This window comes from Pseudomonas sp. PDM03 (assembly GCF_014852385.1).
GTDB classification, from domain to species: domain Bacteria; phylum Pseudomonadota; class Gammaproteobacteria; order Pseudomonadales; family Pseudomonadaceae; genus Aquipseudomonas; species Aquipseudomonas migulae.
Map to the genome: position 1 here is coordinate 165,854 of NZ_JACVBM010000009.1, position 22,856 is coordinate 188,709.

Sequence of the window (22,856 nt, forward strand, 5' to 3'; positions counted from 1 at the left end):
TCTCGAGGGGGCGACTACCGCCACAGCCGCCGAGGCGGCCTGAAAGCCGACCTGGCTCTTTGGGGGGACGCGTTGTCCTTCTTTGCTGCGTTCACCCATTCCGAATCTGTACACCGCCCCCTGTAGGAGCCGGCTTGCTGGCGATGTCGTCCGTCCAGCCAATACATGCGTCGACTGATCCACCGCTATCGCCAGCAAGCCGGCTCCTACAGGGATCGGGTTCACACGGTTTGAAATTGTAGGAGCTGGCTTGCCAGCGATGGACGCCAACGATAACGCGGGGTGTCTGAATGAACGCGTTGCCCCGACGTTTTTCGCCGGCAAGCCGGCTCCTACAGGAAATCGCATACGCTTTTGATTTTCACCACTCATCAGGCCGAGCGTTAGCTCGCCTTCAGCTTTTGATCTGAGCGCCCCCTCGAGAGGCCGAGTGGAGGTTCTGCGCAGTGGGCAACCCGGCATGGATGCCGGGTTAGCCGCGCACGGCCAAGGATGGCCGATCGCGGCGGGCCCACGGAGCAGGACCGGAGCGAGGGCATGCCGAGCCACAGCGAGGCACCGAACGAAAGGGGCAAGAGCCCTTGGTTACTTGGGGCTCTTCCAAGTGACTCGCCGTAAGGGCGAAACCAATAGCAGCCATGACCCCAGAAACGGATATACACCAATCGATCACTTCCAAGCCTCAGGCAAATTCACCCTGCTGTATTCGTTGCTGCGTCGTGAAGTTCAGACAGCAACCGCGAGCATCAGATCGTCCCGTTTGCGATCGAGGACTTGCCTGTAGGACGAGGTGATGCTCAAGTGCGTGAAACTCAATAACCTCGCGTGAGAAAAGTCAGCATGGAGCTCAAGACCAACGCAGCACTGATCATCATCGATCAACAAAAAGGCATTCTGGAACCAAGGCTTGGCCGGCGAAATAACCCTCAGGCCGAGGCGCGGATTCTGGATTTGCTGGGGCTCTGGCGGCGAACCAGGCGGCCGGTGATCCACGTACAGCACCTGTCCCGTTCACCGGACTCAGTATTCTGGCCGCAGCAATCGGGCGTGGAGTTTCAGGAGCGGTTCCAGCCATTGGCCGGCGAGCAACTGATTCAGAAACAGGTGCCGGATGCGTTTTGTGCGACGGCGCTGGAGGCAAGTTTGCGCGAGGCGGGGATCGATCAGTTGGTCATCGTGGGCGTCGCGACCCACAACTCGGTGGAGTCCACGGTGCGAACGGCCGGTAACCTGGGGTTTGATACGTGGGTAGCGGAGGATGCGTGCTTCACGTTCGACAAGTCCGATTATTTCGGCAATGCGCATTCAGCTGAAGAGGTGCATGCGATGTCGCTGGGCAATCTGCACGGCGAATACGCCACGGTCGTAAACACAGCACAGATCTTGTAGGAGCCGGCTTGCTGGCGATTGGATCGACGCGGTGTCACAGAGGGACCGCGTTATCGTTCATCGCCAGCAAGCCGGCTCCTACACAAGGGGGATGGGGTTAACCCATCAAGCGCCGTGGCACTTCTTGAATTTCTTGCCGTTGCCGCACGGGCAAGGGTCGTTGCGGCCGACGTCCTTCAGGGCGTTGCGCACCGGCTCCTGGTGAGCGTGGCCGCAGTTCGGGCCGTGGACATGGCCATGGTCGTGATCATGGTGGTCGTGATGGTCATGATCGTGGTTGCAGTCAGGGCCATGGACGTGGGGTTGCTGGGTCATCGGGTGTGCTCCGGAATTAAATCGGCGGGGATTATCACGCCTTTGCGCGCCAGGTGCACGTAGTGCGCGATGAACACACCGGTTTCCAGCTCACCTTCCAGGCGATAGGGGATAGATTGCTCAGGTTTTTTCAACAGTTTCACCAGATCCCGCACCTTGGGCCACAGGTTGGTGCGGATCGGCACTTTGAAATATGCGCTGTGCTTGGGGCCGACCGTAAACCAGTGTTCGTGCTCGCCTTCGGTCAGCAACATATCGCCCAGGTGAATCCGGTATTCGAGGCCGCGCACCGTCAGGTCACTGTTGCGCGGGTTGTCGACGCGAAAGAACAACAGGAAGCGTTGCTCCATCAGTTTCGCCCGGACCACTTCGACCTTGACCAGATGCACTTCAGGTTCCGGTTCATCGTCGCTGAACCAGGACGCACAGCCGCCGAGTCCGAGAAACAGGAGCAGGGTGAGCGTGTGCAGGACGCGACGTCGGCTGATCATGGTTGTGTTTCTCCCTTGATCCCCAGTCTAGCCCTTCACGAATCACCTCAACTGGCGAAGTACCCCGCACAACACTTCTTGAATTTCTGCCCGCTGGCACATGGGCAGGCATCGTTGCGTCCGGCCTTGAGTGGCACAGTGGGGTCGATGAAGTACCAGTGGCCGGCGTTCTGCACGAACGACGAGCGTTCGCGGTGGCTGTGTTCGCCGCTGCCATCGTGCCAGCGTGCGGTAAAGGTCACGAACGCGTGTTCCGGTTGACCGCCGAACACCTCGGAACTTTCCACTTCCAGACCGAGCCAGGTGCTTTGCGCGCTCCAGTCGCTGATGGACTGACGATCGAGGCCGGACTGCTGCGCGGGCAGGGTGGTCGCTACCAGGTAATCGATCAGGCCCAACACATAAGCGCTGTAGCGCGAACGCATCAACGCTTCGGCACAAGGCGCCGGGTGCCCGGCATGGTAATGACCGCAGCAGGCGTCCAGCAGGGTGCCGCTGCCGCAAGGGCAAATGGATGTACTCATTGCGTTACCACCAGTATTTCCCGAAGTTTTCCGGATTGGCCCAGAACCGTGAGTTGAGCCAGTCGGGGACTTGTTTGTAGTCAAGCAGATCGTAGGTGAACAGGGTCAGTACTTGCTCGTCGCGCTGGAAGCGTTCGCTGGCTTGCAGGGCCAGGGAGAAAAAATCCGTCTCCTGCCAGCCACTGGCCGGCAAGTCCGCCAGCACCGCAATGCGACTGGCATTGAGGTTGCGGATGCCACCGAGCAAATTCAGGCCATCACGTTTGGGCAAGTGTTCGAGGCAATCGACCACCAGCGCCAGATCAAAGCGCCGCGCCGCCAGTTCGGCCGGCAACGGCCCGGGCGCCGCGTGGGCGACGCAGGTGTCCGGGTGCGCCAGCTTGAATGCTTCCAGCGCGGGGAATTCGCTCGCGCCGATCAGCAACAGGCGGAGCGGGGCATAACGATCCAGCAAAGCGGCCAGCGCCTGTTGGGGCGTGCGCGAAGAAATACCTGCAATCATCGAAGTTCCTCAATCAGAGCGCCAAGACTAGCCTGCCCGAAGGTCCAGATATAGAGCGCCATCACGCCAAAAGTGTCGATCAGCCGTGAACACGGGATAAAACTGCAATGGCCTATTGCTGGCGGAGATTAAAACTCGGGTCTTTACTCCCTGAATCGGTTCTAAGCCGATCCCTCAGGAGAAAACTAGATGAGCATAGTTCGGACAGCATTACCCTTGGTTCTGCTAACCAGTGTGTTGACTGGTTGCGCAGGTTTGCAGAAAACCGACTGGCCGACCTGTGCGGCAGTCGGTGGTGTAATCGGTGCGGGCCTCGGCGCGACCGAGAGCTCGGCATGGGCAGGGTACGGCGCTCTGCTGGTTGGCGGTACGGCCGCTGCCTATTGCTGGGTTCACGGTGATGGCGACGAAGACGGCGATGGCGTGCCGGACAGCCGCGACAAGTGCCCGGGTACGCCTAGAGGCGTCAAGGTCGATGCCGACGGTTGCCCACCACCAGTCCCTGCGCCAGTGGTTGAAGAGGCGGTTGTGGTCAAGGAAGAAACCATCGTCATCCGCGATGTTCACTTCCAGTTCGACAAAGCCACACTCACCCCTTCTGACAAACTGGTGCTCGATAAGATCGCCACTCGTTTGAAAGCCGAAGCCCCTACTGCTCAGTTGACCGTTACTGGCCATACCGACAGCGTGGGCAGTGATAACTACAACCAGAAACTGTCGGATAAACGCGCTCACTCGGTGGTTGAGTACCTCATCCAGCAAGGCGTGCCGCGCAGCAACTTCGTGTCTGTTTCCGGTGCCGGTGAAAGTCAGCCGGTGGCCGATAACAAAACCGCCGACGGCCGTGCACAGAACCGTCGCACCGAAATCAAAATCCAACGCTAGATCCCTCGCATCCGTGGCTTGTGCAGTCACGGATGCGGGTCTTTACTCCTGTGTAACCGGCGTCGGCCGGTAACACAGGAGCTTTCACCATGAGCCTTCTCACACGGACCGTCTGGCCGGTTGTGCTGCTTGGCAGCCTGTTGACCGGTTGCGCTACTCACAGCGATGGCACTGCCCCCCTCAATCAACGTACCTGGCCGATCTGCAGCGTTATCGGTGGCCTGGTCGGTGGTGGCCTGGGCGCTATCGAAAGTGGCGGTTGGGCGGCCGGTGGAGCGGCGCTTGGTATCTTGACCGGTGGCCTGATCTGCTACGCGCAGGATGGTGACGAAGATGGCGATGGTGTCTTCGATCGACGCGATCGCTGCCCGGATACGCCGGCCAATACTCCGGTCGAACATCACGGTTGTCCGCTGCCGCAATACCCGGCCAGTGTGAAACCCGCTGAACCTGCACAATCTGAGGTCATCACCCTGAGCGATGCGGGCGATGTGTTGTTTGCGTTCAACAAATCCGACCTGACACCCTCGGCGCAAAGTCAACTGGACTCGTTCATACCCAAGCTGCAAAGCGCCGATGTGGTCAGCATCAAAGTGATCGGCCACACCGACAGCGTGGGTAACGACGCCTATAACCAGGCACTCTCGGAGCGACGCGCCAGCAGCGTGGCCGCTTACTTGCTGGGCATGGGCCTGGCGCCGGACAAACTCACCAGCGAAGGTCGGGGCGAAAGCGCGCCGGTGGCCGATAACGAAACAGAAGAAGGCCGCGCGAAAAACCGTCGCGTGGAATTGCACATCAATCGCTGAGCCCCGTGATAGAGCCGTCGGCCAATGATTGCAGTGGCGCCGACGGCCATTCGGCGGCCTTCATGAAGAATTTTCCGTTGCCCTCTGGCTTATCCCGCGTGGAAGCCGTTACTGTGCGTGCAAAGAATAATTCTCAACGGGGGGGCGTATGAAGGTGTTTTGGGGGCTGGGTAAGCTGTTGACCCTGCTGTTCTGGCTGGTGGTGTTGGTCAATCTGCTGATGCCCTTTGTCAATCCGCTGCACCTGTTGGTCAATCTGGCCGGCGGCCTGCTGGCGTTCCTTCATCTTCTTGAGGCGGTGTTCTGTTTCCGCAGTCTCCGGGGCCGCGCCCACCCTTGGCGTGATCGCTTGAAGATTGTCTTTTTCGGTGTTTTCCACCTGCAAACCATTCCGGCTCCTGCCGTACCGAAGGCTTCCCATGCGTAAACTCTGTCTGCTCGCTGCACTCGTCAGCCCATTCGCCTGCGCCCAGGTGGTCAGCGTCGAAACCAACTCGCTGATGCGCTTGCCCAATACCGCCAGCACCTTGCAGCTGGAACGCCTGGAAGTGGCCGATTACGGCACGTTGCTGATTCCCTCGAACGTGACCGAAGTCAGCGTCGGCGAATTGCGCCTGGGGCGTGAAGCGCGGATCGCCATCGTGCCCGGCGAAACGGCGCTGGAGTTGAAAGTCAGCCGCGCCCAATTGTCCGAAGGCAGCCAGATTACCGCTCGCGGTGCACCGGGTACTTACCTCAAGGCGGCCCGCTCGGGACGCAATCTGAATGTGCAGATCAAGGCACTGAATGCACCGCAGTTGGTGGTTGACGCTCGCGGCGGCGCAGGTGCACCGGGGTTTGTCGGCCTCGACGGCGCCAACGGTCAGGCACCGGGCTGCACCTGGGGCCAGGCCGGTCGCGGGGCCGATGGCAGCGATGGCAGCGACGGTCAGCCGGGTGCGCCGGGTGCGCTGGTCAGGCTGGAAGTGCCGCGTGATTATCCGGCGGAGCAGATCAAGGTTCAGGTCGCTGGCGGCGCGGGTGGTCTGGCCGGTCCTGGCGGCAAGCCGGGGGCGGGTGGCAAGGCCAAGGGTTGCTTCGTCTACAAGGCCGATGGCGGCAAGAGCGGCAAACCTGGCGTTGACGGCCAGCCGGGGCCTGCGGGTGCGGCGATCCGACTTGCCCGCGAAGCTTTTAGCTTTTAGAACATCGGCCGCGCCGAGGCGATGGCCACCAGCACCAACCCCACAATCAGATTAATCCCCACCAACCGGCGAATCCTCCCCAACACCGCAGCCCCCGTCGGCCAATCCTGCGCCGTCACCGCCGTGCGCAATTCCGGCAACAGCAACGCCTGAATCCGGATAAACAGCGCGGTCATCACCACGAACAACCCCATCATCACCTGCACATAACGCGGCGCGGCCTCGAAACCGCTGTACTGCAAATGAATCATGCCAACACCGCTGACCGGCAACAGCACCACCGCGATCCAGACCCAGCGGAAAAAACCTTGAAACACTTCTACCCACAGCTTCAACCGGGCCGGGCCTTCCAGCGCCTTCATCGCGGCCGGACGCAAGACCATCCAGGCGAAAAACATGCCGCCGACCCACACCAGGGCGGACAGGACATGCAGGGTGTAAACGATGCCAAAAGGTGTCATTGGGGTACTCCGTTCTGCGCGGGATTAATTAGCGGGGTATGATAGCGGCCGAACCGAACCACTGAAAATTTATCCAGCGTTTTTTGCGCCCGACAATCCATGATCAGCACTGAACTCAAAACCACGATCCAGGGCGCCTACTCGCGTTTTCTCGAAGCCAAGAGCCTCAAGCCGCGCTACGGCCAACGCCTGATGATCGCCGAAATTGCCAAGGTCCTCGGTGACATCGACACCGACGACGAAGGCCGGCGCAGTGGCGACCCCGCGATTGTCGCGGTGGAAGCCGGCACCGGTACCGGCAAGACCGTGGCCTACAGCCTGGCGGCGATCCCGACCGCGAAAGCCGCCGGCAAACGCCTGGTGATCGCCACGGCCACCGTGGCCCTGCAAGAACAGATCGTCTACAAGGACCTGCCCGACCTGATGCGCAACAGCGGGCTGAATTTCAGCTTCGCCCTGGCCAAGGGCCGCGGGCGCTACATGTGCCTGTCCAAGCTCGACATGTTGCTGCAGGAAGGTCACGCACAAACCGCTACAGCGCAGCTGTTCGAAGAAGAAGGCTTCAAGATCGAGGTCGATGAGGCCAGTCAGAAGCTGTTCACCAGCATGATCGAGAAGCTCGCCGGCAATAAGTGGGACGGCGACCGCGACAGTTGGTCCACCGCCCTGGAAGACGCCGACTGGGCGCGCCTGACCACCGATCACAGCCAGTGCACCAACCGCCATTGCCCGAACTTCGGCCAGTGCGCCTTCTACAAGGCCCGCGAAGGCATGGGCAAGGTTGACGTGATCGTCACCAACCACGACATGGTCCTGGCGGACCTGGCCCTTGGCGGCGGCGCCGTTTTGCCCGATCCGCGTGACACCATCTACGTGTTCGACGAAGGTCACCACCTGCCGGACAAGGCCATCGGCCACTTCGCCCATTACACGCGCCTGCGCTCCACCGCCGACTGGCTGGAAACCACCGCCAAGAACCTCACCAAATTGCTGGCCCAGCATCCGCTGCCGGGCGACCTGGGCAAGTTGATCGAGCAGGTGCCGGAGCTGGCCCGTGAGATCAAGACCCAGCAGCAATTCATGTTTACCGCCTGCGAACAGGCTGCCGATTTCAAACCCGGCGAAGACGTCGAAGGTCGCGAACGGCCACGTCACCGCTTCGTCGGCGGGGTGATTCCCGAGCACATGCGCGAAATGGGCATCGAGCTGAAAAAGGGTTTTGCCCGTCTCACAGACTTGTTCACCCGACTCACCGAGTTGCTCAAGGAAGGCATGGACGGCGAGGTCAACATCGGCATCGCCAGCAACCAGGCCGAAGAGTGGTATCCGCTGTTCGGCAGCCTGTTGTCGCGCTCTTCGGGCAACTGGGAGTTGTGGGTTGCATTCACCGCCGAAGACCCGGAAGACAACCCGCCCATGGCGCGCTGGCTGACCTTGGCCGAAAGCGGCTCGCTGTTCGACATCGAAGTCAACGCCAGCCCGATCCTCGCGGCGGAAATGCTCCGGCGCAACCTGTGGAACGTGGCTTACGGCGCACTGGTGACTTCGGCAACCCTGACCGCACTCGGCACCTTCGACCGCTTCCGCATGCGCGCTGGGCTGCCGAAAAAAGCCGTGACCGCCGTGGTCCCGAGCCCGTTCCATCACGCCGATGCCGGCGTGCTGCGGGTGCCGGACCTGAAAGCCGATCCACGTGATGCAGCGGCCCACACCGCGGCGATCATTCGTGACCTGCCGCAACTGGTCGAAGGTTCGCGCGGCACGCTGGTGCTGTTCTCCTCGCGTAAACAGATGCAGGACGTGTTCGACGGTCTCGACCGCGACTGGCGCAAGCAAGTGTTCATTCAAGGCAACCTGTCGAAACAGGAAACCCTGAACAAGCACAAGGCGCGCGTCGATGGCGGCGATTCCAGCGTGCTGTTCGGCCTGGCGAGTTTCGCCGAAGGGGTCGACTTGCCCGGTGCGTACTGCGAGCACGTGGTGATCGCGAAGATTCCATTCTCGGTGCCCGATGATCCGGTCGAAGCGGCACTGGCCGAGTGGATCGAAGCGCGGGGCGGCAATCCATTCATGGAGATCTCCGTACCGGACGCCTCGCTGAAACTGGTCCAGGCCTGCGGTCGCTTGCTGCGAACCGAAGAAGACCGCGGCACCATCACCTTGCTCGACCGGCGTCTGGTCACCCAGCGTTACGGCAAAGCGATCCTCAATGCGTTGCCGCCATTCCGTCGAGAAATTTCCTGATACGACGGTGGGCAAATCTGCCCGCCGCGTTGTCTATCTCTCTGCCATCGCTTTTCCACTGGCCATTGTTGGTCGTTAGGGAGATTTTCGTTCTCATGATTCGCCGTTCGTTGCCTGCTGTTTTTGCCTTGTTGTTCACCACGCCTTTGCTCGCCGCTCCCGCAGGCCAGCAGACGCTGTTCAACTTTGTGCGCCCCGCCGACGTGGTCCAGGTGGCGACTCAGGACGCCAGCCTGCCGCAATCCAATGCAGAGCAAACGGCCGAAGGCGAAGTGCTGCGCCGGGTGACGTTCAACCCGGTGGCCCAGCCAACCCTGCGCCTGACCCCGCAAACCGGGGCCTGGGACTGGTCGCAGTCCGGCGTGATGAGCCTGCGTATTCAAAGCGCAATGGACTGGGCCGTGACCCTTTACGTGAAAATCCAGAGCAACGACGGCAAGACGCTGATCAGCCGCGTCGATCTGCCGGCCGGCCCTGCGCAGACGCTGCTGGTGCCGTTGCAGCCGAGCTCGCCGCTGAGCCTGGGCATGAAGGCCGGTCCGCCGATGCCGATGACTGTCGACGGTCAACGCATCCTGTTGGCCAGCAGCGCCGGTGAGCTGGATCGCAGCCAGGTGGTGTCGGTGACGTTGTCGATGGATCAGCCGAAAGTCGCGCAAAGTATCCTGCTGGAACGCTTTGGCGTGCAGGAAGGCGAGGCCGTCACCCAAGCCGTTTATGGCGGTCTGGTGGACGCTTTTGGTCAATCGACCCGTAGCAAATGGCCGGAGAAGGTCAGCAGCGACGAGCAACTGAAAAGCGCCGCCGCCAAGGAACAGCAACAAACCAAAACCTGGCTGGCCGAGCGCGAGAAGTCGTCGCTGGACAAGTTCGGTGGCTGGATAAAAGGCCCGACGTTCAAGGCCAGCGGGTTTTTCCGCAGCGAGAAACGTGACGGTCGCTGGTATCTGGTGACCCCGGAAGGCCATCCGTTTTATTCGCTCGGGGTCAACACCGTGACCCCGGACGTCAACCAGACCTACATCGCCGGTCGCGAGTGGATGTTCGAATCGCTGCCTAAACCCGAAGAACCGCTGGCCAGTCACTTTGGCGAAGGCGACAACCGGGGTGGCAATGGCGTCGATCAGGGCCGTGGCTACAACGCCGGGCGCTGGTACGATTTCTATGGCGCGAACCTGCAGCGTCTGTATGGCGCCCCTTGCACACCGGGCAGCGACACCAAGGCCGGTGTCGCCGAAGCGGCCAAGGCCGACGCGGTTGAAGCGACGGTCGAGAAGACCGCTGAACAACCCGTCGTTCCTTCCACGGCCGATGCCGGTGTTGCCGAAGCCGCCAAGGCCGGTGCAGAGGAAGCGACTGTCGCGAAAGCGGTCGAGCAGAAACCCGCCGAACCTTGCACCGCAGTGATTGATGAACAACGCTGGGCCAGTCACACCCTGGATCGCCTGCAAGCCTGGGGCTTCAACACCATCGGCAACTGGAGCGCCCCGGAGTTGGGCAACGCGGACCGCGTGCCCTACACCTTGCCGCTGTCGATCGTCGGCGATTACGCCAGCATCAGCACCGGTACTGACTGGTGGGGCGGCATGCCCGACCCGTTCGACCCGCGATTCGCCATGGCCACCGAACGCGCCGTGGCCATCGCCGCCCGCGATCATCGCGACGACCCTTGGCTGATCGGTTACTTCGCCGACAACGAACTGGCTTGGGCCGGTCCCGGTGACGATCCGAAAGCCCGCTACGCGCTGGCCTACGGCACCTTGAAAATGACCACCGACGTACCGGCCAAGCGCGCATTCCTCAAGCAATTGCGCGACAAGTACCGCAACCAGGCCGGCCTGTCCAAAGCCTGGGGTATCGACTTGCCGGCCTGGGAATTGATGGAAGACCCGGGTTTCGTGCCGCCGCTGCCGAGCGCCGAGTACCCGGAAATCGAAGCCGACTTCAAATACTTCCAGAAGGTCTTCGCTGACACGTACTTCAAAACCATTTCCGACTCGCTCAAGTGGCACGCACCGAATCAGCTGCTGCTGGGCGGCCGTTTCGCCATCAGCACCCCGGAAGCCGTGGAATCCTGTGCGCAGTATTGCGATGTGCTGAGCTTCAACATGTACACCCTGCAACCGCAAGACGGTTACGACTTCGCCAAATTGCGCAGCCTGGACAAACCGGTACTGATCACCGAATTCAACTTCGGCTCGGCCGATCGCGGCCCGTTCTGGGGCGGCGTGACGCAACTGGCGAAGGAAGAGGATCGCGGTCCGGCTTACGCCAACTTCCTGAAACAGGCACTGAGCGAGCCGTCGATTGTCGGCGTGCACTGGTTCCAGTATCTCGATCAACCGGTGACCGGTCGTCTGCTGGACGGTGAAAACGGGCACTTTGGTTTGGTCGGCATTACCGATCTGCCGTTTCAGGGCTTCGTCGACAGCGTGCGCAAGAGCAACCTGGCCGCCGTTGATCAGTTGGGCAAAGAAGCCGAGAAGGCCAAGGCTGAAGCGGATAAAGCCAGCCACGATGCCGAAGGCGGGCGAAAAGCTGAAGCCGGCAAGGGCCCGGGGAAGGGCGCCGGGCAGGCGGGTGGGCATTCGGGGAATGGTCATTAAGGCCTGATCTACCGCGTTATCGTTCTTCGCGGGCAAGCCTCGCTCCTACAGGTTCGGTGGTGCTCCTGTAGGAGCGAGGCTTGCCCGCGAAGGCGTCCTCAAAAACACCATGAATTCCAGATCCAATAGATCGGCAATCCGACCGCCCGGCCCAACCCTGTTCCCAAAACCATCAATGGCTGGAACAATGCCGGCCACTTTGTAGAACGTTTGTCCGAGGGAGTAGCGGGTGCAGATTCAGGGTCATTACGAGCTTAAGTTCGAAGCGGTTCGCGAAGCGTTCGCGGCGTTGTTCGACGATCCTCAGGAGCGTGGCGCAGCGTTGTGCATCCAGGTTGGCGGCGAAACCGTTCTCGACCTCTGGTCCGGCACCGCCGACAAGGATGGCCATGAGGCCTGGCACAGCGACACCATCGCCAACCTGTTCTCCTGCACCAAGACCTTCACCGCAGTTACCGCCCTGCAACTGGTCGCCGAAGGCAAGCTGCAACTGGATGCCCCGGTTGCCCGCTATTGGCCCGAATTCGCTGCCGCCGGCAAGGAATCCATCACCTTGCGTCAACTGCTCTGCCACCAGGCTGGTCTGCCGGCGTTGCGCGAGTTGCTGGCCCCGGAAGCGCTTTACGACTGGCAAACCATGGTCGATGCGCTGGCCGCCGAATCGCCTTGGTGGACGCCGGGCACCGCTCACGGTTATGCCGCGATCACCTATGGCTGGCTGGTCGGCGAGTTGCTGCGCCGTGCCGACGGCCGTGGGCCGGGCGAGTCGATTGTGGCCCGCGTGGCCAAACCGTTGGGCCTGGATTTTCACGTCGGTCTGGCGGATGAAGAATTCCATCGCGTGGCGCACATCGCCCGTGGCAAGGGCAACGTCGGCGATGCCGCGGCCCAGCGCCTGCTGCAAGTGACGATGCGCGAACCGACGGCCATGACCACGCGGGCCTTTACTAACCCGCCGTCGGTCCTGACCAGCACCAACAAACCGGAATGGCGGCGCATGCAACAACCGGCGGCCAACGGCCACGGCAATGCCCGCAGCCTGGCCGGGTTCTATGCCGGGCTGCTCGACGGCAGCCTGCTGGAAAGCGAGATGCTCGATGAGCTGACCCGCGAACACAGCCTCGGCGAAGACAAGACTTTACTGACCCGGACCCGTTTCGGTCTGGGTTGCATGCTCGATCAACCGGATGTCCCGAACGCCACCTACGGCCTCGGCCCACGTGCGTTCGGCCACCCGGGCGCTGGCGGCTCCATCGGTTTTGCTGACCCTGAACACGATGTCGCCTTCGGTTTTGTGACAAATACACTGGGGCCTTACGTCTTGATGGATCCGCGCGCGCAAAAGCTCGCGCGGGTACTGGCCACTTGTCTGTAAAACGCGCTGAAGGGTTCCAGGGCCGGAACCCGAAGGCCTTTATGGTTTCCAACCGTCTGTTTATCCGGGTCATGCCGGCCTGATTTTTTATGACTTCTTTTTTGTGGATTTCCAATGTCACTCAATAAAACCACCCTCGCTTTGGCCCTGTGTGTCGCTGTTACCGGTTGTGCGCAGACACCAAAAAATGATTCGGATGGCAGCAGCTGGTGGCCGTTCGGTTCCTCTGACAAAGTCGCGAAGAAAGAGCCTGCACCGGCCCCTGTGAAACCTGTGGCTGCGGCCCCGGTTGCCAAGGCTGAAAGCTCCAGCCATTGGTACTGGCCTTTCGGTTCCGATGAGGCTCAGGACAAGAAACCAGAGGTCAAACCTGAAGCCAAGCCGGTCGAAGTGGCCAAGGCTGAAGCCGACGCCGGTGGCAAATGGTGGTGGCCGTTCGGCGGCAAAGAGCAGAGCACGGCCAAAGTCGTGCCGATGCCTGACCCTAAAGTCACTCAGGCCTGGCTCGACGATTACGAACCGCGCCTGCGCACCGCGATCAAGGACAGCAACCTGCAACTCGAGCGCCGCGAAAACGTGCTGGTGGTCACCGCGCCAGTAGAAGGTTCGTTCAACCCAGACCGTCCGGCCATGTTGCTGCCGGTGACTCTCGGCCCGTTCACTCGCGTGGCGAAAATCCTTGAAGCCGATCCCAAGACCGCCGTGCTGGTACTCGGCCACAGCGACACCTCGGGCGCCGCACCGGCCAACGTGAAACTGAGCCAGGAACGCGCACAAGCCGTGGCGGCGATTTTCCGCCTCAGCGGTCTTCAGCGTGATCGCCTGATGCTGCGCGGCATGGGTGGCGAAGCCCCGCGTGCGGCCAACGACAGCGTTGACGGCCGTGCCTTGAACCGTCGCGTCGAACTGCTGGTGACCCCGCAAAACACCATGGTCGCGCTGCTGAGCAAGTACAACATGCCAGCCCCGGCGCCGGTGAAACTGGTCGCTGCCCAGGACGTCAAGCCTGTGGCCAAGCCGGTCACCCCGGCACCAGCCGCGAAGAAAGCCGCTGTACCTGCCACGAAAAAAGCGCCGGCCAAGAAAGCCGCCGCAGCTGACAAAAAAGTCGTTGTCGCCGATCCTGTGAAAAAGTGATTCGTTAACCAAAAGGAATGCGCCATGACCCAGGGCCTGGCTGATATGCGTCGCGACTACACCCGAGACGGCCTGACCGAGGCACAAGCCCCGGCTGAGCCGTTCGCGCTGTTCCATCAGTGGTTTGCCGACGCGGTGAAAACCGAGCAGCCGCCGGTGGAAGCCAACGCCATGACCCTGGCCACCGTCGACCAGGACGGTCGGCCGCATTGCCGCATTTTGCTGCTCAAGGGCCTGGACGCGCAGGGCTTCACATTCTTCACCAACTACGACAGCGCCAAGGGCCAGCATCTGGCCGCGAACCCGTTCGCGGCCATGACGTTTTTCTGGCCAGCCCTCGAGCGTCAGGTTCGTGTGGAAGGTAGGGTGGTGAAGGTCACGCCTGAGGAGTCCGATGCCTACTTTCAGGTCCGGCCGCTGGGCAGTCGCCTTGGCGCCTGGGCTTCACCGCAAAGCCGCGTGATCGCCGATCGCGCCGAGCTGGAAGCGTTGCTCAAGAACACCGAGCAACGTTTCAGCGATACGCAGCCTCATTGCCCTGAGCACTGGGGCGGTTATCGTCTGCTGCCCGAGCGCATCGAATTCTGGCAGGGCCGTTCGAGCCGCCTGCACGATCGCCTCAACTATCGTTTGCAAGGCGCCGAATGGATTCTTGAACGTCTGGCGCCCTGAGCAGTCTACCGACCGGGATAACCTGCCGCAGCGGCCTCCAGCCACTGAGGCAGGTCCCGACGCTTGATCTTTTGCGCTTGAGCGTTCGCCAGTTGCTGGAGCATGTAGGCTCTTTTCTGCTCATCGCTCCCCGCCAGGGCTAGCGCCATATCACGGTCCATCCAGCGTTTGATCCGTACGTACAACCACCCATGGAAGTACAGACCGGCGACAGTGGTGACGACAATGATGAAGTAATCCATGAAAATCCTTGGGGCAGCGGCGCAGATCTCGTCATTTGCCGCTACTGTTTGATGAGTTCGTGGAGGTCCCTGTACCGGACCTGAATCAAACCAATGTTATCGGGGCGACGTCGTGACACACGTCAAGCTGCGGAGTTTAATGGTTACCTGTCCTTTGGAGTTGATGCCATGCGTAAGTCTGTTCTGCTTGTTGCTTCCTTTTCCACGATGGCGATGTTGCTCACTGGCTGCCAATCTAGCCTGACCGGTGACTCCTATTCCCGTGACGAAGCGCGTCGTGTGCAGACCGTTCGCATGGGCACCATCGAATCCCTGCGTCCGGTGAAAATCGAAGGCACCAAGACCCCGATCGGCGGCCTCGCCGGCGCGGCGGTCGGTGGTGTTGGCGGCAGCAGCATCGGCGGTGGTAAAGGCAGCATTGTCGCTGCAGTCATCGGCGCCGTGGCTGGCGGGCTGATCGGCTCGGCCACTGAAGAAGGCCTGACCCGCACCCAGGGTGTTGAAATTACTGTTCGTGAAGACGACGGCAGCATGCGTGCCTATGTGCAGCAGGTTCAGGAGAATGAAGTGTTCCGTGTGGGTGAGCGGGTGCGGATTGCTACTGTAGATGGTACGAGCCGCGTTACGCACTAAGCGGGAACGCGGGTAAAAGAAAACCCCGATCAGCGTGAGCTGGTTGGGGTTTTTTTGGGGGCGGGGTTTTGGATTGGGGGGCTTATCCGTTTCTGCGGTAACGGCTGCTATTGGTTTCGCCCTTACGGCGAGTCACTTGGAGAAGCGCCAAGTAACCAAGCGCTTTTGCCCCTTTCGTTCGGTGCCTCGCTAAGGCTCGGCATGCCCTCGCTCCGGTCCTGCTCCGTGGGCCCGCCGCGATCGGCCATCCTTGGCCGTGCGCGGCTAACCCGGCATCCATGCCGGGTTGCCCACTGCGCAGAACCTGCGCTCGGCCTCTCGAGGGGGCGCTCAGATCAAAAGCGGAAGGCGAGCTAACGCTCGGCCTGATGAGTGGTGAAAATCAAAAGCGTACGGCGATTTCCTGTAGGAGCCGGCTTGCCGGCGATGGCGTCCGTCCAGTCAATAAACAGGTTGATTGACCCACCGCCATCGCCAGCAAGCCGGTTCCTACAGGGTTAATGTGCGAGCGATGCCACCACGACCATTCAGGATTAGCGCACGCCTTGCTTGCGACTCGCCGCCGCCGTCACCGCATATCCAATCAACGCTGCCAATATCGACCCGGTCAAAATCCCCATCCGGTCCATCCCGGCGTATTCACTAGCGCCCGGCACAAACGCCAGGGAACCGACAAACAAGCTCATGGTGAAACCAATCCCGCAGAGGATCGCAACCCCCAGCACCTGGCCCCAATTGGCGCCTTGGGGCAGGGCGGCGATGCCGGTTTTTACCGCGAGCCAGGTCAGGCCGAACACGCCAAGCGTCTTGCCCAGCAGCAGGCCGATTGCGATGCCCATCGGCACGTGATGGGTGAAGCTTTCGACGGTCACGCCGCTCAGGGACAGGCCGGCGTTGGCGAAGGCGAACAGCGGCAGGATGCCGTAGGCGACCCACGGGTGCAGGGCGTGTTCCAGCGTCAGCAGCGGCGACGGCTCGGCGTTTTTGGTGCGCAACGGGATGCAGAAGGCCAGGGTTACGCCGGCCAGCGTGGCGTGGACACCGCTTTTGAGTACGCATACCCACAGGATCAAACCGATGATCATGTACGGCCCGAGCTTGACCACGCCGAGCCGGTTCATCGCGATCAGCGCGACGATGCAGGCCGCGGCCAACGCCAGGGACAGGGTCGACAGCGCGCCGGAATAGAAGATCGCAATGACGATGATCGCACCGAGGTCGTCGATGATCGCCAGGGTCATCAGGAACAGTTTCAGCGACACCGGCACACGCTTGCCCAGCAGGGCGAGGACGCCGAGGGCGAAGGCGATGTCGGTGGCCATCGGAATGGCCCAACCACCGAGCGCAGCGGGGTTGTCACGGTTGAAGAACCAGTAGACCAACGCCGGCACGACCATGCCGCCAATCGCCGCAGCGCCGGGCAGGACCACCTGTGAAGGCTTCGACAGCTGACCGTCGAGGACTTCGCGCTTTACTTCCAGGCCGATCAGCAGGAAGAACAGGGCCATCAGGCCGTCGTTGATCCACAGCAGTGCCGGTTTGGCGATTTGCAGCGCGCCGACCTGAGCCACCACCGGGGTGTCCAGAAAGCTGCTGTAGAGCCACGACAACGGGGAGTTGTTGATGATCAAAGCCAGGGCTGCTGCGGCGATCAACAACAGACCGCTGGCAGCTTCCAACTGAAAGAAACGCGTGAAAGTGCTACGTAGAGGCAAGGTCGCTCTCCATCGAATAATCAAAAAGGTGGCACACCCTAACCCGTACCGTTAGTTGTTAAAACAAAAGTTATATTCTTTTTTGTTATATGCCGTTACAGCGCGAAAGGCGACACGGACCTGAGCCTAGCAGTTGCCGGACGTATTGAACCTCAGCTGTACCTGTGCGCGATGTCGGATTTTTCCTAAGCTTGTGGGCTGAGCCTTGTGCCAAGGCCGACTCAACGAGAAAACCATCATGATCGACAACCGACAGTGGGCCCGGGAAGCCATCCGGATCATCGAAGCGGACTTCCAGCGCAGCGCCGACACCCACCTGATCCCCTTGCCGCTGCCGGGGTTGCCGGGCATCGAGTTGTATTTCAAGGATGAGTCGAGCCATCCCACCGGCAGCCTGAAACATCGCCTGGCGCGTTCGTTGTTCCTCTACGCGCTGTGTAACGGCTGGCTTAAACCCGGCGCGCCAGTCATCGAAGCGTCCAGCGGTTCGACGGCGATTTCCGAGGCGTACTTCGCCCGTTTGCTCGGCCTGCCGTTTATTGCCGTGATGCCGGCCACCACCTCCAAAGAGAAGATCGCGCAGATCGAGTTTTACGGTGGCAAGAGCCATCTGGTGGACGACCCGACGCAGATCTATGCCGAATCCGAGCGCCTGGCGCGCGAGCACGACGGGCACTTTATCGATCAGTTCACCTACGCCGAACGTGCCACCGACTGGCGGGCGAACAACAACATCGCCGAATCGATTTTCCATCAGATGCGTTTCGAACAGCACCCGGAGCCGAGCTGGCTGATTTCCAGCCCCGGCACCGGCGGCACCACGGCGACCCTCGGGCGATACGTGCGTTATCGCCAGCATTGCACTCGCGTGCTGTGCGCCGATGCCGAGCGCTCGGTGTTTTTTGATTACTACCTGACTGGCGATGCCAGTCTTCGCCTGGATCACGGTTCGCGGATCGAAGGTATCGGTCGGCCACGGGTCGAGGCGTCGTTTCTGCCAAAGGTGATCGATGCGATGGTCAAGGTGCCGGACGATCTGTCACTGGCGGCCATGCATTACCTGGCGCAGCGTTTGGGTCGTCGGGTGGGCGGGTCGAGCGGGACCAATCTGATTGGTGCGTTGATGGCGGCGCAACAGATGGTGGCGGCGGGGGAAACGGGGTCGATCGTGGCGATTCTGTGCGATGGCGGCGAGCGCTATGAAACCAGTTATTACGATCAGGCCTGGCTCAAGGCGCAGGGGTATGAGTTGAGCGGGTTGATGGCGGCGGTGGCCGCGAGTGTCGAGCGCGGCGAGCCGCTTCCAGCGACCGTGCTGCGCGCCAACATCTAACCCCCAACACGACCCTTGTAGGAGCCGGCTTGCTGGCGATGAACGATAACGCGGTCTTCCTGACAGACCGTGGTGTATTCATCGCCAGCAAGCCGGCTCCTACAGGGATTTGTGTCAGGCTTCGAGGCCGAGGATGTCGCGGGCCACGGCTTCGGCGATGCGAATCCCGTCGACACCCGCCGACAGAATCCCGCCCGCATAACCCGCGCCTTCACCCGCCGGGAACAAGCCCTTGACGTTCAGGCTCTGCATCGACTCGTTACGGGTGATCCGCAACGGTGACGACGTGCGCGTCTCGATCCCGGTCAACACCGCGTCATGCAGCGAGTAGCCGCGAATCTGCTTCTCGAACGCCGGCAAGGCTTCGCGAATGGCTTCGATGGCGAATGCCGGCAAGGCCAACGCCAAATCACCCAGCGCAACACCGGGCTTGTAGGACGGTTCAACGCTGCCCAGCTCGGTGGACGGTTTGCCCGCGATGAAATCGCCCACCAACTGTGCCGGCGCTTCGTAGTTGCTGCCACCCAGCACAAAGGCGTGGGATTCCAGGCGTTCCTGCAACTCGATACCGGCCAGCGGGCCGCCCGGATAATCGACTTCCGGGGTGATCCCGACGACGATCCCGGAGTTGGCGTTGCGCTCGTTACGCGAGTACTGGCTCATGCCGTTGGTCACGACGCGATTCGGCTCGGAGGTCGCCGCGACCACCGTGCCGCCCGGGCACATGCAGAAGCTGTAGACCGAGCGACCGTTCTTGGCGTGGTGCACCAGTTTGTAATCGGCGGCACCCAGTTTCGGGTGGCCGGCGTACTTGCCCAGGCGCGCGCGGTCGATCAGCGACTGCGGGTGTTCGATACGGAAACCCACCGAAAACGGCTTGGCTTCCATGAACACGCCACGACCGTGGAGCATACGGAAGGTGTCGCGGGCGCTGTGGCCGAGGGCCAGAATCACGTGCTTCGAATGGATCTGTTCGCCGCCGTTGAGCTCGACGCCAACCAATTGACCGTCCTCGATCAACACGTCGGTGACGCGCTGCTGGAAGCGTACTTCGCCGCCCAGTGCACGGATCTGCTCACGCATGTTTTCCACAACGCCCGTCAGACGGAACGTACCGATGTGCGGTTTGCTGACGTAGAGGATTTCTTCCGGCGCACCGGCTTTGACGAACTCATGCAGGACTTTGCGCCCGATGAATTTCGGGTCCTTGATCTGGCTGTAGAGCTTGCCGTCGGAGAAAGTCCCCGCGCCGCCTTCACCAAATTGCACGTTGGACTCGGGGTTGAGCACGCTTTTACGCCACAGCCCCCAGGTGTCCTTGGTGCGCTGGCGCACTTCGGTGCCGCGTTCGAGGATGATCGGCTTGAAGCCCATTTGCGCGAGCAGCAGCCCGGCGAAAATCCCGCACGGCCCAAAACCTACGACAACCGGGCGTTGCTGCAGATCGGCCGGCGCCTGGCCGACCACTTTGTAGCTGACATCCGGCGCCACGTTGACGTTACGGTCATCGGCGAACTTGTGCAGCAGCGCCGCCTCATCCTTCGCAGTGAGGTCGATGGTGTAGATGAAGCACAGTTCGGAGGATTTTTTGCGCGCATCGTAGCTGCGCTTGAACAAGGTGAAATCGAGCAGGTCATCACTGGCGATGCCCAGGCGCTGCACGATGGCAGGGCGCAGGTCTTCTTCGGGATGGTCGATCGGCAGCTTGAGTTCAGTGATTCGTAACATGACGGGATCCGGTTCGCGGGGCGCACAACTGCGCCAAGGCGTTTGAAGGCGGCGATTATAAGCCTCAAAAGCCGAGTCCCGTGAGGCTTAAACGATCAGTCGTCGCGCGATCCGCCGAAATACCCGCAACCACGCTGAACCTGACCATCAATGCGCAGTTCGGCGCTCATGTGTTGAACACTGCCGGTGCTGCTGTCGACGCAACGTTGCGGCGCGACCCACAGTTCGATGTGCTGGTTATTGGCTTCGGTGCTGAGGTTGAAGCGGCCATCGCCCAGTTGCTCTTCAACATAAGGGACGGCCAGGGGCGGTTGGCCCGCACGGTCGACGACCATGCCTTTGCCACTGACCTTGACGTTCCACTCGGGCCCGTGGCCGGCGGCGCGCAGGATCAACGGTTTGAAATTCGGATCGCTGCAGGCGGTGCCCGAGCGCTCGACGCGGTACAGCTGCTCCAGATCGAGGCGGCTGTCGACGATCCGCCCGCGAACGTCAGCGAACAGCTTGCCCTTCGTATCGGCGAGGCCTGCGGCCTCTTGCAGGACGCTGGTGCCACCGGTGTCGTTGACCACGAAACTGCGCTGCTCATTGCACGGCTGGAACAACAGCTTGCCGTCGGCCGCCGTCAACTGACCCTGCATTCGGGTCTGGCCCACGTGGGAGGCACTTTCACGCGGGCCATCGAACAACTGACAGGCCGCAAACAGTGGAAGCACGGCAACAAGGACTAAGGAACGGGCAACACGCATCTTTGGCTCTCCAGACAAGAGCCGCCACGTTACGCAGCCTGACCGTTCATCACAACCCCGCCGAGGTGTGTTGGTCCACCTGTAGGAGCACAGCTTGCTGGCGAAGGCGATCTTACGGACGCTTTCGCCGGCAAGCCGTGCTCCTACGGATTGTGTTGTTTAGCCGACGTGAAAGGTCTGGCCGGTTTGCAGGCCTTCTACGCTTTTGGCGTAGGCCAGTGCCACATCGACAGCCGGAACCGGTTTGAAGCCGCGGAAGTACGGCGCGTATTTGCCCATGGCTTCAACCAGGACATTCGGGCTCACCGAGTTCACCCGCAGGCCGCGCGGCAGTTCGATCGCGGCGGCACGCACGAAGCTGTCGATGGCACCGTTGACCAATGCGGCCGAAGCACCGCTGCGGATCGGGTCGTGGCTGAGCACGCCGGTGGTGAAGGTGAACGATGCGCCGTCATTGGCGAATTCGCGACCGATCAGCAGCAGGTTGACCTGGCCCATCAGCTTGTCGTTCAGGCCGAGGGTGAAGCTGTCGGCGGTCATTTCGTCCAGCGGTGCGAAGGTCACGTTGCCCGCCGCGCAAACCAGTGCGTCGAACTTGCCGGTCTGTTCGAACAGTTTGCGAATCGAGGCGCTGTCGCTGATATCCACTTGGAAGTCGCCGCTGTTACGACCGATGCGGATGACCTCGTGACGCTCGGACAACTCCTTGTCGATCGCCGAACCGATGGTGCCGCCTGCGCCAATCAAAAGAATTTTCATGTTGTTGATCCTCATGTGTGTTGAAAGTGGCTTCAGTCTAGAGTGGTTTTTTCTGTGGATAAGCGCGCTAATAGGCAACCTTTGGTTTTCTAATGGAAACAATCCATGAGCGAGATGGATGATCTGGCGGCGTTTGCAGTGCTGATTGAAGCGGGCAGTTTCACCTTGGCGGCGCAGCAACTGGGTTGCAGCAAAGGCCAGTTGTCCAAGCGCATCAGCCTGTTGGAGACGCGGTTTTCCGTGGTGCTGCTGCAACGCACCACCCGCCGCTTGAGCCTGACGGCGGCGGGGGCGGCGCTGTTGCCGCAAGCCCAGGCGCTGGTGGTGCAAGTGGAACGGGCGCGTCAGGCATTGGCGCGGTTGAAGGACGATATGGCAGGGCCGGTGCGTATGACGGTTCCGGTATCGTTGGGAGAAACCTTCTTCGATGGCTTGCTGCTGGAGTTTTCCCACAAATACCCGCAGGTGCAGATCGAGCTCGACCTCAGCAACAATTACCGTGACTTGTCCCGCGACGGTTTTGATCTGGCGGTTCGCTCCGACGTCGGCAATGACGAACGTCTGGTGGCGCGACCGCTGTTAGCCTGGCATGAACTGACCTGCGCCAGCCCGGCTTACCTTGACCAACACGGCGAACCGCTGACCCCGCAGTCCCTGGCTGAGCACCAATGTTTGCTCAACAGCCACTACAGCGGCCGCGAAGAATGGCTGTATCACCAGCAGCACGAATTATTGCGGGTGCGTGTGTCGGGGCCGTTCGCCAGCAATCATTACAGCTTGCTCAAAAAAGCCGCTCTGGCGGGCGCCGGCATTGCGCGACTGCCGTCCTACCTGTTGCAGGCGGAATTGGCTGACGGCCGTTTGCGTTGGCTCCTGCGCGATTATCAGACGCGTCGCATGCCGATGTATTTGGTGCACCCGTATCAGGGTGGGTTGCCCAAGCGCACGCAGGTGCTGGCGGATTACTTGATTGGCTGGTTCAAGCGCAGTGGGGAGGCGTTGGACAGGCTCTAATGATCATGCAAAACCCTGTAGGAGCCGGCTTGCTGGCGATAGCGGTGTATCAGTCAGCATCTCTGTTGAATGTAATACCGCTATCGCCA

The 22,856-nt window shown here is 61.2% G+C and carries 23 protein-coding genes; 13 read left to right on the forward strand and 10 right to left on the reverse strand.

The features are described from left to right. Positions 1 to 840: 840 nt before the first annotated feature. Positions 841 to 1,389 (forward strand): cysteine hydrolase family protein, encoded by a 549-nt coding sequence (locus tag IB254_RS15425; protein ID WP_192417951.1) that lies wholly within the window; start codon positions 841 to 843, stop codon positions 1,387 to 1,389. A 105-nt stretch (positions 1,390 to 1,494) separates the two neighbouring features. Here IB254_RS15425 and IB254_RS15430 read toward each other — a convergent pair whose 3' ends face one another. From IB254_RS15430 to IB254_RS15445, 4 genes are read right to left on the reverse strand one after another with little or no spacing between them, the layout of a single operon-like run. After that, positions 1,495 to 1,704 (reverse strand): SEC-C metal-binding domain-containing protein, encoded by a 210-nt coding sequence (locus tag IB254_RS15430; RefSeq protein ID WP_007906737.1) that lies wholly within the window; start codon positions 1,702 to 1,704, stop codon positions 1,495 to 1,497. Beyond that, positions 1,701 to 2,195, reverse strand: a complete 495-nt coding sequence (locus IB254_RS15435; RefSeq protein ID WP_192417952.1) for an LEA type 2 family protein — start codon at positions 2,193 to 2,195, stop codon at positions 1,701 to 1,703. The genes IB254_RS15430 and IB254_RS15435 overlap by 4 nt, the downstream gene beginning before the upstream one ends. 47 nt (positions 2,196 to 2,242) lie before the next feature. Next, on the reverse strand, positions 2,243 to 2,719 hold the full coding sequence (locus IB254_RS15440; RefSeq protein WP_008040831.1) for a YchJ family protein: 477 nt from the start codon (positions 2,717 to 2,719) through the stop codon (positions 2,243 to 2,245). A gap of 4 nt (positions 2,720 to 2,723) precedes the next feature. Further along, positions 2,724 to 3,221 carry a DUF6231 family protein gene (locus IB254_RS15445; protein WP_192417953.1) on the reverse strand — a complete coding sequence of 166 codons (498 nt, stop codon included), beginning with the start codon at positions 3,219 to 3,221 and terminating at the stop codon, positions 2,724 to 2,726. Positions 3,222 to 3,410: 189 nt separating this feature from the next. On the opposite strand from IB254_RS15445, the gene IB254_RS15450 reads away from it, so the two are divergent. The 4 genes from IB254_RS15450 (at position 3,411) to IB254_RS15465 (ending at position 6,099) form a co-directional block, all read left to right on the forward strand. After that, positions 3,411 to 4,106 carry an OmpA family protein gene (locus IB254_RS15450; RefSeq protein WP_192417954.1) on the forward strand — a complete coding sequence of 232 codons (696 nt, stop codon included), beginning with the start codon at positions 3,411 to 3,413 and terminating at the stop codon, positions 4,104 to 4,106. Between the two features lie 89 nt (positions 4,107 to 4,195). Next, a complete protein-coding gene (locus tag IB254_RS15455; protein WP_192417955.1) occupies positions 4,196 to 4,915 on the forward strand; it encodes an OmpA family protein in 720 nt (239 codons plus the stop codon). A gap of 148 nt (positions 4,916 to 5,063) precedes the next feature. Further along, positions 5,064 to 5,342, forward strand: a complete 279-nt coding sequence (locus IB254_RS15460; protein WP_008031667.1) for a DUF1145 domain-containing protein — start codon at positions 5,064 to 5,066, stop codon at positions 5,340 to 5,342. After that, complete coding sequence (locus tag IB254_RS15465; protein ID WP_192417956.1) at positions 5,335 to 6,099, forward strand: collagen-like protein; 765 nt, start codon at positions 5,335 to 5,337, stop codon at positions 6,097 to 6,099. The genes IB254_RS15460 and IB254_RS15465 overlap by 8 nt, the downstream gene beginning before the upstream one ends. Here IB254_RS15465 and IB254_RS15470 read toward each other — a convergent pair. Then, entirely contained in the window at positions 6,096 to 6,560 is a 465-nt protein-coding gene (locus tag IB254_RS15470; RefSeq protein WP_008031665.1) for a CopD family protein, read from the reverse strand. The two genes, IB254_RS15465 and IB254_RS15470, sit on opposite strands and share 4 nt — an antisense overlap. Before the next feature lie 99 nt (positions 6,561 to 6,659). Between IB254_RS15470 and dinG the strand changes: the two genes are divergently transcribed. The 5 genes from dinG to pdxH all read left to right on the forward strand — a co-directional run bounded on the left by dinG (position 6,660) and on the right by pdxH (position 14,594). Further along, positions 6,660 to 8,804 carry an ATP-dependent DNA helicase DinG gene (gene dinG / locus IB254_RS15475; protein WP_008031664.1) on the forward strand — a complete coding sequence of 715 codons (2,145 nt, stop codon included), beginning with the start codon at positions 6,660 to 6,662 and terminating at the stop codon, positions 8,802 to 8,804. A 95-nt stretch (positions 8,805 to 8,899) separates the two neighbouring features. Continuing rightward, positions 8,900 to 11,410: a beta-agarase gene (locus tag IB254_RS15480; protein ID WP_192417957.1), complete on the forward strand. Its 2,511-nt coding sequence runs from the start codon at positions 8,900 to 8,902 to the stop codon at positions 11,408 to 11,410. 229 nt (positions 11,411 to 11,639) lie between these two features. Further along, positions 11,640 to 12,785 carry a serine hydrolase domain-containing protein gene (locus IB254_RS15485; RefSeq protein ID WP_192417958.1) on the forward strand — a complete coding sequence of 382 codons (1,146 nt, stop codon included), beginning with the start codon at positions 11,640 to 11,642 and terminating at the stop codon, positions 12,783 to 12,785. Between the two features lie 114 nt (positions 12,786 to 12,899). After that, the gene (locus tag IB254_RS15490; protein ID WP_192417959.1) at positions 12,900 to 13,922 is read left to right on the forward strand and encodes an OmpA family protein; all 1,023 of its coding nucleotides are present in this window, start codon (positions 12,900 to 12,902) and stop codon (positions 13,920 to 13,922) included. Between the two features lie 24 nt (positions 13,923 to 13,946). Beyond that, entirely contained in the window at positions 13,947 to 14,594 is a 648-nt protein-coding gene (gene pdxH / locus IB254_RS15495) for a pyridoxamine 5'-phosphate oxidase (protein WP_192417960.1), read from the forward strand. A 5-nt stretch (positions 14,595 to 14,599) separates the two neighbouring features. Here the strand turns inward: pdxH and IB254_RS15500 are convergent, their stop codons facing one another. Then, positions 14,600 to 14,836, reverse strand: a complete 237-nt coding sequence (locus IB254_RS15500; protein WP_008040840.1) for a hypothetical protein — start codon at positions 14,834 to 14,836, stop codon at positions 14,600 to 14,602. 168 nt (positions 14,837 to 15,004) lie between these two features. On the opposite strand from IB254_RS15500, the gene IB254_RS15505 reads away from it, so the two are divergent. Then, positions 15,005 to 15,469, forward strand: coding sequence for a glycine zipper 2TM domain-containing protein (locus tag IB254_RS15505; RefSeq protein ID WP_008040841.1), 465 nt, complete (start codon positions 15,005 to 15,007; stop codon positions 15,467 to 15,469). 533 nt (positions 15,470 to 16,002) lie between these two features. Here the strand turns inward: IB254_RS15505 and nhaA are convergent. Continuing rightward, entirely contained in the window at positions 16,003 to 17,184 is a 1,182-nt protein-coding gene (gene nhaA, locus IB254_RS15510) for a Na+/H+ antiporter NhaA (RefSeq protein ID WP_192417961.1), read from the reverse strand. A gap of 235 nt (positions 17,185 to 17,419) precedes the next feature. Here nhaA and IB254_RS15515 point away from each other — a divergent pair, with 235 nt between their 5' ends. Then, positions 17,420 to 18,517, forward strand: a complete 1,098-nt coding sequence (locus IB254_RS15515; RefSeq protein WP_192417975.1) for a PLP-dependent cysteine synthase family protein — start codon at positions 17,420 to 17,422, stop codon at positions 18,515 to 18,517. 114 nt (positions 18,518 to 18,631) lie between these two features. On the opposite strand, the gene IB254_RS15520 is transcribed toward IB254_RS15515, so the two are convergent. The 3 genes from IB254_RS15520 to IB254_RS15530 all read right to left on the reverse strand — a co-directional run bounded on the left by IB254_RS15520 (position 18,632) and on the right by IB254_RS15530 (position 21,753). Then, positions 18,632 to 20,245, reverse strand: a complete 1,614-nt coding sequence (locus IB254_RS15520; RefSeq protein WP_192228637.1) for an NAD(P)/FAD-dependent oxidoreductase — start codon at positions 20,243 to 20,245, stop codon at positions 18,632 to 18,634. A 95-nt stretch (positions 20,246 to 20,340) separates the two neighbouring features. Further along, positions 20,341 to 20,994: a COG3650 family protein gene (locus tag IB254_RS15525; protein ID WP_192417962.1), complete on the reverse strand. Its 654-nt coding sequence runs from the start codon at positions 20,992 to 20,994 to the stop codon at positions 20,341 to 20,343. 159 nt (positions 20,995 to 21,153) lie between these two features. Next, entirely contained in the window at positions 21,154 to 21,753 is a 600-nt protein-coding gene (locus IB254_RS15530; RefSeq protein ID WP_192417963.1) for a short chain dehydrogenase, read from the reverse strand. Between the two features lie 105 nt (positions 21,754 to 21,858). On the opposite strand from IB254_RS15530, the gene IB254_RS15535 reads away from it, so the two are divergent. Next, positions 21,859 to 22,767: a LysR family transcriptional regulator gene (locus IB254_RS15535; RefSeq protein WP_192417964.1), complete on the forward strand. Its 909-nt coding sequence runs from the start codon at positions 21,859 to 21,861 to the stop codon at positions 22,765 to 22,767. Positions 22,768 to 22,856 lie beyond the last annotated feature (89 nt).